The sequence below is a fragment of the Bacillus sp. SIMBA_008 genome (assembly GCF_046535495.1).
Classification (GTDB): domain Bacteria; phylum Bacillota; class Bacilli; order Bacillales; family Bacillaceae; genus Bacillus; species Bacillus subtilis.
The window spans coordinates 1-433 of sequence record NZ_JAWRWL010000041.1; the positions used below are offsets into that span (position 1 = coordinate 1).

Genomic DNA, 433 nt, shown 5'->3' on the forward strand with positions numbered 1-433 from the left:
TGTCCCGCCTTCGAATCCGGGAGCATGAGGTTGAGCGTCGGAGACAGGTTCCAGGTGCGGGTGATCGCGCCGGCAGGGGTGTCGACCGCGACGACGACGTCGCGAGCGGCGGGCTGGTCGATCTGCACCTGCGCCGAGAAGGAGTACCGCTGTCCGGGAGCGAGCCCGGTGACCGTCTGCGAGATCGACGACGCGGCCGCACCCAGCGCGGCGACGTTGTCGCCACGCGACTGGTTCTTCTGCGCGCCGAGGTCGGTGCGCTCTATCGAGACGTCGCCCTGCGGGTGCCAGCCGTCGAGAGTTCCGGCGTTGAAGCCGGGGTCGTCGAGTCCTGCGTCGTGGTAGTCGATGGGGGCGGGCACGGCTCCGCCCTGCGGCACCACGACGTGGGCGGTGTTCTCGGCGCCGCTGAGCGTGGGCTCGGCGTTCACCG

Annotated in this window: 1 protein-coding gene; it reads right to left on the minus strand. The window is 70.9% G+C overall.

The genetic code is table 11. The features are described from left to right. Nucleotides 1-433, minus strand: a 433-nt coding sequence (locus SB658_RS21995; protein WP_410602306.1) for a carbohydrate binding domain-containing protein, incomplete at both ends; no start/stop codon positions are given.